Source organism: Cryptosporangium minutisporangium (assembly GCF_039536245.1).
Taxonomy (GTDB): Bacteria; Actinomycetota; Actinomycetes; order Mycobacteriales; family Cryptosporangiaceae; genus Cryptosporangium; species Cryptosporangium minutisporangium.
In genome coordinates, this window is sequence record NZ_BAAAYN010000100.1 from 1 (window position 1) to 9,560 (window position 9,560).

Sequence of the window (9,560 nt, forward strand, 5' to 3'; positions counted from 1 at the left end):
TGCCGGAGCTGGCCGCGGTGCCGCCGGACGAGCGGCGCCCGGGTTCGCCGGACGAGCGGCGGCCGGGTTCGCCGAGGTCGCCGGGCGAGCGGCGTCTGAGGCCGTCGGGGTCGCGGCTGTCGGCGGGGGAGCCGTCGGGCGTGGGCTGGCCGCACGCGGTGCGGTCGGGGACGCGGCTGCGGCGGCGAGGGCGGCGGCACGCGCCGCCAGCGCAGCGTTCACCACCACCCACTGCACCCGGTGACGAGTCACCGCCGCACCCAACCGGGTCCACAGGTCGGCGTTCCGGTCGTCGGCGACTGCGCCCTGGGTGCGCGCCGCCACCCCGTCACGGACGTACTCGTTGTCGGTGAGCACCTGGACGGCCGTCGGCCGGGTCAGGCACTCCAGCGCGCTGACGACCGCCAGGAGACTCATCCGGTCCCGCGTCACTCCGGCCTCGACGCCGGACAGCTCGCGCTGCGAGTCACCGTGCGTCAGCAGCGCACCCCACCCGCCCGCTCCCGGCGACGTGCCCCCGGACCCGGACGCGTAGATGACGACCCGCTTGTCGTCGGCGGGTGCAGCCTGGTCGACCACGCATTGCCTCCTGAAAGTTCCGCGGCCACCGGTTGTCCAGGGCCCCGGGAAGTCCCGGGCTCCCGGGCGCACCGGTTCGGCCCTCGTCATGATGCCCGGTGACCTCCAGGGACGCTTCGCGAGGCTTGGCCCGCGCGCCGTCGAACCGATGCTCTCGAATTCACATGGGTCTCACCTGTCCCGTCAATATTCATCGAAAACGTCGATCCACTCCTACCTGGACGCTAGGGTCGCAGCGCTGCGACGACGCAGGGGCCGGGCGTCAACTGAAGAGCGGACCGACAGGACGGTTATGTCTTCCCACGCGCACCCCTCCGCAGGCGGCACGCCCGGACCGAGCGCCCCGACCAGAACCACCCTCGCGGTACCGCAGCGCAAACGCGGCCTTCCCCCGACGATCGCGATGGCGTTCATGGGCGCGGTCGCGACCGGGCCGCTCGCGGTCGTCACCGGCGGTGTCTCCACGATCGTCGGGACGACCGGCGTCATCGGGCTGGGGTTGATCTACGCGCTGGTCGCCGCCGCGCTGATCGCGTTCAGCCTGGCCAGCTCAGCGGTGGTCGGCCACACCGGCATCGCGGCCGGCCTGCACACCTACGTCGCCCGCGGACTGGGGGAGCGGGTCGGCCTCGGCGTGGCCGTGCTGATGGCGGTCTCCTACACCGCCCTCTCCGCCGGGTACTACGGGATCATCGGGTTCGAGATCGCCAATCAGATCGAGGAGAACTCCGGGCGGACCGTGCCGTGGGTGATGCTCGTCGTCCCGGCGCTCGTGCTGGTCGGCTTCCTCGGTACCCGCTCGCTGCGCACGAACGCGATCATCGGCACCGCGGTGCTGGGCGTGCTGATCGCGGCGCACTTCCTGTTCGACCTCACCGCGGTGCGCTTCCCGGCGTCCGGTGGGTTCACCGCTGAGACGCTCGACCCGGTCACGCTCTTCACCGGCGCGGTGGCCGCGGCGGTCGGTTTCTCGGTCACCGCCTACCCCGGTATCGAGACGCCGATGGCGTACGGCGGCGAGCTCGGCGCGACCAGCAGGCAGGTCACCAACGCGACGTACATCGCCGTGGTGATCGCAGGGCTGGCGAACGTCCTCGCGGCGGTCACGGTCACGTCCGCGCTGGGTCCCCAGACGCTCGCCGACGGCGCACTGACCAAGGGCAGCCAGCCGGTCTTCGACTTCCTGACCGTCCATCTGGGTGAGGGCGCGGCCGGTCTGTTCGGCCTGGCCAACCTGGTCGCGGTGTTCGGGGCCAGCTTGATCTTCCACCACGCCGCGTCGCGGTCGATCCGCTCGCTGGCCGCGGCGGGCGTCCTCCCCGCGGGGCTCGCCAAGCGCTCGGCGCGCAGCGGCGCACCGGTGACCGCGTCGTACCTGCAGACCGGCATCGCGGCGGTGGTGCTGCTCGCCTTCGCCGTAGCCGGTGCCGATCCGTTCCGGACCGTGTTCATCATGCTGTCGCACATCGGCTCGGTCGGGGTGTTCCTCTCGCTGGTCGCCGCCGCCGGTGCGGTGATGGTGTTCCTCCTGCGCAGCGACTCGGAAGAGGGCGGTTTCCTCGGCTGGGAAGGCCGTCTCGTCGCGGCGATCGTGGCGGCGCTCTGCGTCGGGGCCGTGGTCGTCTCCGCGCTACTCGAGACCCACGTGCGGCTCGACGTCGCCGGTAGTTCCCTCGTCGTGTGGGTGCCGTCCGTGGTCGTGATCGCCGCACTCCTGACCGGCGTGCTCTGGCCGGCCCGGCGGCGGACCGCGCGGTCGCTGGCCCTGGACGAGGAGGACGAGTACGCGACGCCGGTCTCCGCGTCGCCGGCGCTGGCCCACTTGATCCCGGGCCAACGCACGCCCGTAGACGGAACACCGTACGGACCCGCCCCGACCGGCTCCTACGCGACACCGCCGACGTACCGGCCTGCGTCCGCTCCCGGTGGGGCGCCGTCCAGCTCACCCCGCTCCGGCACCGCCCAGCCGCCGATCCCGCCGCGTCCGAGCCAGCCGTCAGCAGTGCCGGCTCAGCCCGGCGGAGCCCCGCCGTGGCCGACGCAGGGCGCGGGTCGGCCGGGCTCGTAGGGCGCGGGTCGGCCGGGCTCGTAGGGCGCGGGTCGGCCGGGCTCGTACGGCGCGGCGCCGCCGCGGACCGACCGGCCGGACGGACCGGGGCACTGACCGGTCGGCGTCACCGATCAGTCGGGATCACCGATCGGTCGAGAGCAGCGCCGCGATACGTCTGACCAGGTTGCTCGGGGCGAACGGCTTCGTGACGTAGTCGTCGGCCCCGGCCGCCAGACCGGCGTCCACCTCTTCCTGGCCCGCCGACGCGGAGACCATGACGACGAGGGTGTCGCGGATGTCGGCGTCATCGCGCACGGTCTCGCAGACGCTCAGCCCCGAGGTGTCGGGCAGCTTGACGTCGAGCAGCACCAGGTCGGGCCGTTCCGCGCGGAGGAACGCCAGGCCCTCGGCGCCCGTCCGGGTCGTGGTGATCGTGTGGCCGGCGTCTCGCAGCTTGCGCGCCATCAACTCGCGCATGTCCGGTTCGTCCTCGACGATAAGGATGCTCGCCACCGGTGCCCCCAGCACGCCGTATCGACGATTCCCACCATTCTATGCATAGGTAGTAAATGGTGCGAATTAGAAGTGCGGCGTCGCCGCCGTAAGCTGCGCGGATGAGCAGCAGCGACGCGGGATTGGCGGAACTGACGACAGCGACGGCGGAGTTCGCGGCGGCGCGGGATTGGCAGCCCTGGCACACCCCGAAGAACCTGGTGATGGCTCTGTCCGGCGAGGTCGGGGAGCTGACCGCGCTGTTCCAGTGGCTGACGCCCGAGGAGTCTGCTGCGGTCATGGCGGACGAGTCGGTCGCGGCCGACGTCCGGGACGAGATCGCCGACGTCATGCTCTACCTGGTGCAGCTCGCCCGCGTGCTCGACGTCGACCTGGTCGAGGTGGCGACTGCGAAGCTCGCCCGCAACGAGCACCGCTTCCCGGCGCCGTCCCGCGGTTAGCCCGGCGCCGGCGGCGGCGCCCCGCGGCTGGTTCCGCGCCTGCGTCACTCGCCGTACTGTCCGCGCCGGCGGCGGCGCCCCGCGGCTGGTTCCGCGCCTGCGTCACTCGCCGTACTGTCCGCGCCGGCGGCGGCGCCCCGCGGCTGGTTCCGCGCCTGCGTCACTCGCCGTACTGTCCGCGCCGGCGGCGGCGCCCCGCGGCTGGTTCCGCGCCTGCGTCACTCGCCGTACTGTCCGCGCCGGCCCCGGAGTTGCCCTACCGCCCGCGGCGCCGCGGAACCTCTACCGCTCGACGAGTGCCGCGAGGCCGTCGAGGACTCGGGCGAGGCCGAACTCGTACGCGTGCCCCGGGCTGTACGCGGCGTCGTGGGCCGCGCCGGCGGCCGCCCCGACCCGAGCGGCCAGCGGATAGCGCTCCACGTCGAAGACCTGGTCGAGGAGCGGCTGGTTGGCCGCCCACCACTCGCCGTCGCTCAGTGCGCTCTCGTACTTGGCGGCGCGGACGTCCGCCGCGGCGCGGGCACACGTCTCCACGAACCCGAGCACGAACGTCAGCGCCGCGTCCCGCGTCACGTCGTCGAGGTCCAGGCCCTCGAAGGCGGCGAGCTCGTACTCGTACTTGGCCATCAGCCCCGGTCCGAGCGGCGGCCGACTGGTCGCGACGGTGGCGACCCACGGATGCCGCTCGTACAGCGCCCGGTTGTCGTGCGCGATCGCCGCCACCGCAGCCCGCCAGCCGTCCTCCGCCGGAGTCGTCCGGGTCATCTCGGCGTACGCGGCGTCGAGCATCAGGTCGAGCAGTTCGGCCTTGCCGGGCACGTACGTGTAGAGCGTCATCGGGGCGACCGCGAGTTCGGTGGCGACCCGACGCATCGTCACGGCGTCCAGGCCCTCGGCGTCCGCGAGCGCGATGCCGACCGCGATCACCCGGTCCACCGAGAGCGTCGGGCGAGGCCCGCGCGGTGCCTTTCCGTTCGGCGGCGGTTCGCTCTCCGTCGAGCGCCAGAGCAGGGCGAGCGTGCGCGCGGGATCGCCCGCGCTGCTGCGTTCAGTGGCCACGGCTCCATCCTGGCAGGCCGACGCAGTGGCAGGGTTACCTTGTACGTAGTACGGTGTACTGCGTACGATAAAAGCTACTCGAAGGAGACCGCGTTGCGAGTCACCGCGTCCGCCGTGTCGTTGAACGTGGACGACGTCCCCGCGTCCAGTGAGTTCCTGCAGAAGCACTTCGGTTTTCGCGAGGAGATGGCCGCAGACGGCTTCTCGTCGCTGAAGCGCGACGACGCCGCGATGAACGTGATCTTCCTGCGGCGTGGTCTCCCGACGCTGCCCGCCGACTTCCGCGACGTCGGCGCGGCCGGCGTGCTCGTCGTGTTCGTCGTCGACGACCTGGCTGGGGAAGACGCCAGGCTGCGTGCCGAGGGCGTCACGATCACCCACGAGCTCACCGAGGAGCCGTGGGGGGAGCGATTCCTCCAGGTCGCCGACCCCAACGGCGTGATCATCCAGCTCGTCGAGTGGGTCACGCCGAGCTGAGCAGCGCCGGCACGCAGACGGCCCGGGCGGTCCTCCCACCGCCCGGGGCCGTCCGTGCTCCCCGCGTGCCGGCGCGCCCCCGTGCCGCGCCCGCGCGTCAGCGGGAGCGCGACGGTGACGGCGTGGCCGAGGCCGTCGGTGGGACGGTGCCCGACGGCGTGGCCGCGCCCGACGGGGTGGCCGTGCCCGAGGGGGTCGCACCCACCGAGGGCGACGTCGTACCGGTCGGAGGCGCGGTCGGCGTCGCTTCGGTGGGCGTTTCCACTACGTCGGTCGGTGGGGCGGGAAGAAGGCCGGGAAGCCGCTCCGCCACCGGCGCCGAGCCGTCCTCGCAGTACACGGACGGCGGCTGGTTCAGCGAGCGCGGGTAAACGTTCTCGGCGACTCCGCCGTCCGCCCGGGTGCGCGGCACGTACTCGCACGACGACGGCAGCAGGATCGGGTTGCCGTGCTGGTCGAACACCTGGGCGTCGCGGATCAACTGTCCGTCCGGCCCGTAGACCCGCAGGTCCGTCGCGCTCTCCAGCGGGCCTCCGGAGTAGTAGTAATCCGCCTGCCCCCCGTAGTTCGGACCGCTCGTCGACATGACGATGCCCAGGCCGACGAACCCGACGAACAACCCGCCGGCCAGCACGGCGCGGCGTCCCCAGCGTCCGAAGCCGTCGCTGCGTCGGCCGAGCCAGACGGATCCGTACGCGGCCGCGGCCGCAAAGAGGAGGAACACGACCGTCTCACTGCCGCCGTCGGGCAGTGGCCCGCGGAAGTTGCCCCACAACATCGCGGTCAGCACCACCGCCGCGAAGTACCCGCGCAGTACCCACCAGCCGGGGCGCAGCTCCGGCAGGAAGGCGCGGAACCGCCGGTACGCCGGCATGCCGTCGAGTCGGGTCCGTGCCCGGTCGATGAGAGTCCGGACCTTCTTCGGAACCGCAGTGTCCGGTGCCGGGCCGAGGCCAGCTGAAATGCGTAACTCGGCCGCGTACGCCTCCGGCCGTCCGAGCCGCTCGACCAGCGCCGCCTCGGTCAACGTGTCCGGTGTCTCGGCGTCGATGTCGGCGAGATGCGCGGAGAGGTCGTCGATGAGCTCGTTCCGCTCGTCGTCCGGCAGGTCGGCCAGGGCGGCACGGACCCGCTGGAGATAGCGGTCCGCCTCGGTGCCGACGGTTGGTGCGGTCATGCCACTGCCTCCCCGCGCAACAGGTCGTCCATGGTCCGGGCGAAACCGGCCCAGATTTTTGTCGACTCGGCGAGCTGGAGCCGGCCGGCGTCGGTGATGCCGTAGTACTTGCGGTGCGGGCCTTCCTCGCTCGGAACAACGTACGACGTCAGGCATCCGGCCTGGTAGAGACGCCGAAGCGTCCCGTAGACCGAGGCATCGCCGACGTCGGCGAGCCCGGAGCCACGCAACCGGCGCAGCACGTCGTACCCGTAACCATCCGCGTCCCGGATCACGGCGAGTACCGCGAGATCGAGCACGCCTTTGAGCAACTGTGTGGTGTCCACGCTCACCTCCTGCGGACGGGACACTACTGCGCAATGCGCTATACCGGCAAGAGTGGCGCCGTGTAGGCGTTCACTCCGCTGGTCAGGCCGGTGGAGCCGAGGGCCGGTCGTCGACCCGCAGCACTCGCCCGCGGCGGCGTCCGTCCGCGGATGAGGCGGCCGATACTCCGGAGTCGACGATCCACAGCGCGCCGTCGGCGGGGTGGTACCGCAGGGCCACCGGATCGGCGAACGCGGACGTGTGCAGCACGTGCTGCGCCCCGTCGGTGGTCCGGACCAAGACGATCGCGCACCCGGCCGAGCGCGGGCCGGTCTCCAGCGCCACCGTGACCACCCGTCCTGCCGAAGCCGGGTCGACGTCGAGCGCGGTGGCGCTGACACCGCCCGGAAACGCGGTCAGCGGCCGCTCCGGACGGGGCAGCTCGTCGTGATTGGCCAGCACGAACGTCGGGATGCTGCCGTCGCTCGGCCGGTACGCGGGGTCGGTGACGGGCCGGCCGCCGAAGTAGTCCGGCCACCCGTACCAGGCTGCGTCCCGCACCTCCCAGAGGAAGTCCGGGACCCCGCCGATCGGCCGGCTGCCCCGGTCGTCGGCGCCTTGGTCGATCGCGATCAGCCGACCGTCCGGCAGGAAACGCAGGCCGAACGGGTTGCGGAGGCCCCAGCAGACCAGTTCGACGCCGGAGCCGTCCGGATCGGCGCGGTGGACGGCCGCGGTCGCCAACGGCCAGCCCCACAGTCGGGCGCCGAGGATGTGGGTGTCCGCCTGCACCACCTCGCCGAACGGGGAGAACGGGCCGGTGAGCCGCTCGGTGGTCGGGTCGTCGGAGTGCGGATCGGAGGTGCGCACCCGGACGTTGCGCAGGACGATGTCGTACCCCGGAACGTCGAGGACCGCGGGTTGCCTGGCCTGCCAGCCGTTGGCCAGCGTGTCCAGACCGATGATCCCGGTGTTGGTGAGCGCACCCAGTCCGAAGTAGAGCTTGCCGTCCGGTCCGAACGTGACCTCGCCGACGTGGTGGTCCCCGCCGGGCAGGTCGGTGAGCACGTGCGTCACCGAGCCGTCCGGGTCGAGGCGACTGATCCGGCCGGGCGGACCGCCCTGGGAGACCCACAGCGATCCGCCGCGGAACGCCAGCCCGGTGATCGGCGGGACAAAAGCGCCGCTGAGCAGCGTCCGCTCCCCGGCCTCGCCGAGCCGCCAGACCCTCCCGGACCGCTCCGGTCGCAGCCTCGTGTCGGCGACGTACACCGCACCGTCGTCGCCGAAAGCCAGCGCGCTCGGGAGCGTGAATCCCTCCGCGACCGTGGTGACCGGGCCGAGGTCGTGCGCGGCGCGCCGGGTGGGCACGGTCGGTGCGGACATCTCGGACTCCCCGCAGGTCGGACGAGGCCGCGCGGGTGTGTGGGGGACCGCGCGGTTGATCGCAGATACAGATCGATTTGCTGTCTCTCGCCACGGTTACATCGGGGTTGACGACCGTCAATATCGCGCTGGTGATGATTCCCGGCGCGGATTTAGTCATCCGTTCCCGGGCGTGCGTTGCCCGCCGCAGTTCTTATCAGCCGAACTGCAAATACGAATGCTTACTTTGGACGCTCGGCCAGCGGGCCGCGCGCGGAACGTCCGATCTCACCGGTCGCCGGAGTGGTGGACGCCATACAGCGCGGCGGCGACGCGGGACATGTGCGGTGAGGCCGGCGGCGCCGGGTGCGGCTCCGTACGGCGGGTTCGGTTTCGCGCGGCGGCGACGCGGGACATGTGCGGTGAGGCCGGCGGCGCCGGGTGCGGCTCCGTACGGCGGGTTCGGTTTCGCGCGGCGGCGACGCGGGACATGTGCGGTGAGGCCGGCGGCGCCGGGTGCGGCTCCGTACGGCGGGTTCGGTTTCGCGCGGCGGGTTACTTCGGCGGCGTGATGTTCCGAAGGGCCGGCGTGCGACGCAGCGGGGCGCTCCGAATGCGGGATCGTCCCCGTGTGGGCGCTGGGCGCGCTGGTCGTGGTCGCGCCCGCGGAGAGTCCGGGAAGTGCGGGATCACTCGTCCGGCGAGGTGGGCGATACCGCGGAACAGTCGAATCATCGGCGTCAACCCGCGATACCGGGTCGACGCCGACGATTCGTCAGCCCGAGAAGGCGGGCTGCTCGGTGTTCGGGGCGGGACGGCCTGCGGGCGCCGACTCGGAGTCGTTCTCCTGCTCGGAGAAGTGCCCCCGGTAGCGTTCGATGACCTCCTTGGGCAGGCGGCCGCGCGCGTTCACGTCGATGCCGCTGGCTTCCGCCCATTCGCGGATCGCGGCGTTCTCTGCGCGGCTGTTCGTCGAGCCGGAGGCGGTGGCGGCCAGCTTGCGTCCCTTGCGGACGGTGCCACCGGTGCGGCGGCCGACCTGGACGTACTCGCCGAGGATCTCGCGGAGCTTGGCCTGGTTGGCGGCGCCCAAATCAATTTCGTACTCGACACCGTCAATCCCGAACTGCACCGTCGGACGCTCGACGGTAGTCGGGTCAATTTCTGAGTTATCCAGGTCATCGGTGAGAATGACCAGCTCTTTCCTCGCCATGCTGGGCATAATACAGCACCTTGTCCCGAGTCCTATAAATGGGGTGGAAATTGCGAGGCGCGGTGCGCAGCACATTTCTCGAGGTTTCGCCAGGTGTTCTTTCGGATTTGTCCGCATTACGGTGAGGGAGGTTCCGGTGTCCGACAGGGGCGCCGACCGGAGCGAGGAGGTCTCGTGGCCAAGAAGAAGAAGGACAAGAAGAAGGACAAGAAGAGCGGCAAGAAAAAGAAGAAGTAGCGCCGCTCGGGGCGGGGTGCCGAGCCCACCGTGGCTCATCCCCGCCCCGCCTCCTCCTCCCCGCGCGGCCCACCCCTCCCCGCGCGGCCCACGTCGCGCGCAGCCCGTGCCGCCCGTGCCGCGCGCGCCCGTGCCGCGCGCCGC

General features: G+C 71.8%; 10 protein-coding genes. 3 read left to right on the forward strand and 7 right to left on the reverse strand.

Annotated elements, in window-relative coordinates:
• Positions 1 to 579: RNase H family protein (locus tag ABEB28_RS41810; protein WP_345733872.1), on the reverse strand; the 579-nt coding region annotated here is incomplete at its 3' end.
• Between the two features lie 292 nt (positions 580 to 871).
• On the opposite strand from ABEB28_RS41810, the gene ABEB28_RS41815 reads away from it, so the two are divergent.
• Positions 872 to 2,647 carry an APC family permease gene (locus ABEB28_RS41815; RefSeq protein WP_345733873.1) on the forward strand — a complete coding sequence of 592 codons (1,776 nt, stop codon included), beginning with the start codon at positions 872 to 874 and terminating at the stop codon, positions 2,645 to 2,647.
• A 123-nt stretch (positions 2,648 to 2,770) separates the two neighbouring features.
• Here the strand turns inward: ABEB28_RS41815 and ABEB28_RS41820 are convergent, their stop codons facing one another.
• Positions 2,771 to 3,142, reverse strand: a complete 372-nt coding sequence (locus tag ABEB28_RS41820; protein WP_345733874.1) for a response regulator transcription factor — start codon at positions 3,140 to 3,142, stop codon at positions 2,771 to 2,773.
• A gap of 101 nt (positions 3,143 to 3,243) precedes the next feature.
• On the opposite strand from ABEB28_RS41820, the gene ABEB28_RS41825 reads away from it, so the two are divergent.
• The gene (locus ABEB28_RS41825; RefSeq protein WP_345733875.1) at positions 3,244 to 3,582 is read left to right on the forward strand and encodes a nucleotide pyrophosphohydrolase; all 339 of its coding nucleotides are present in this window, start codon (positions 3,244 to 3,246) and stop codon (positions 3,580 to 3,582) included.
• A gap of 282 nt (positions 3,583 to 3,864) precedes the next feature.
• On the opposite strand, the gene ABEB28_RS41830 is transcribed toward ABEB28_RS41825, so the two are convergent.
• Positions 3,865 to 4,641 (reverse strand): TetR/AcrR family transcriptional regulator, encoded by a 777-nt coding sequence (locus tag ABEB28_RS41830; RefSeq protein ID WP_345733876.1) that lies wholly within the window; start codon positions 4,639 to 4,641, stop codon positions 3,865 to 3,867.
• 93 nt (positions 4,642 to 4,734) lie between these two features.
• Between ABEB28_RS41830 and ABEB28_RS41835 the strand changes: the two genes are divergently transcribed.
• The gene (locus tag ABEB28_RS41835) at positions 4,735 to 5,118 is read left to right on the forward strand and encodes a VOC family protein (protein ID WP_345733877.1); all 384 of its coding nucleotides are present in this window, start codon (positions 4,735 to 4,737) and stop codon (positions 5,116 to 5,118) included.
• 97 nt (positions 5,119 to 5,215) lie between these two features.
• Here ABEB28_RS41835 and ABEB28_RS41840 read toward each other — a convergent pair whose 3' ends face one another.
• The 4 genes from ABEB28_RS41840 to ABEB28_RS41855 all read right to left on the reverse strand — a co-directional run bounded on the left by ABEB28_RS41840 (position 5,216) and on the right by ABEB28_RS41855 (position 9,179).
• The gene (locus tag ABEB28_RS41840; RefSeq protein ID WP_345733878.1) at positions 5,216 to 6,295 is read right to left on the reverse strand and encodes an HAAS signaling domain-containing protein; all 1,080 of its coding nucleotides are present in this window, start codon (positions 6,293 to 6,295) and stop codon (positions 5,216 to 5,218) included.
• Positions 6,292 to 6,621, reverse strand: a complete 330-nt coding sequence (locus ABEB28_RS41845) for a PadR family transcriptional regulator (RefSeq protein WP_345733879.1) — start codon at positions 6,619 to 6,621, stop codon at positions 6,292 to 6,294. The genes ABEB28_RS41840 and ABEB28_RS41845 overlap by 4 nt, the downstream gene beginning before the upstream one ends.
• 82 nt (positions 6,622 to 6,703) lie before the next feature.
• Positions 6,704 to 7,987, reverse strand: a complete 1,284-nt coding sequence (locus ABEB28_RS41850) for a PQQ-dependent sugar dehydrogenase (protein ID WP_345733880.1) — start codon at positions 7,985 to 7,987, stop codon at positions 6,704 to 6,706.
• 754 nt (positions 7,988 to 8,741) lie between these two features.
• Positions 8,742 to 9,179 carry a histone-like nucleoid-structuring protein Lsr2 gene (locus ABEB28_RS41855; protein WP_345733881.1) on the reverse strand — a complete coding sequence of 146 codons (438 nt, stop codon included), beginning with the start codon at positions 9,177 to 9,179 and terminating at the stop codon, positions 8,742 to 8,744.
• Positions 9,180 to 9,560: the final 381 nt, after the last annotated feature.

Bases quoted from the DNA above. Each gene is read 5' to 3' on its own strand.
- ABEB28_RS41815 (WP_345733873.1), top strand. From the start codon at position 872: ATGTCTTCCCACGCGCACCCCTCCGCAGGCGGCACGCCCGGACCGAGC.
- ABEB28_RS41825 (WP_345733875.1), top strand. From the start codon at position 3,244: ATGAGCAGCAGCGACGCGGGATTGGCGGAACTGACGACAGCGACGGCG.
- ABEB28_RS41855 (WP_345733881.1), bottom strand. From the start codon at position 9,179: ATGGCGAGGAAAGAGCTGGTCATTCTCACCGATGACCTGGATAACTCA.
- ABEB28_RS41840 (WP_345733878.1), bottom strand. From the start codon at position 6,295: ATGACCGCACCAACCGTCGGCACCGAGGCGGACCGCTATCTCCAGCGG.
- ABEB28_RS41850 (WP_345733880.1), bottom strand. From the start codon at position 7,987: ATGTCCGCACCGACCGTGCCCACCCGGCGCGCCGCGCACGACCTCGGC.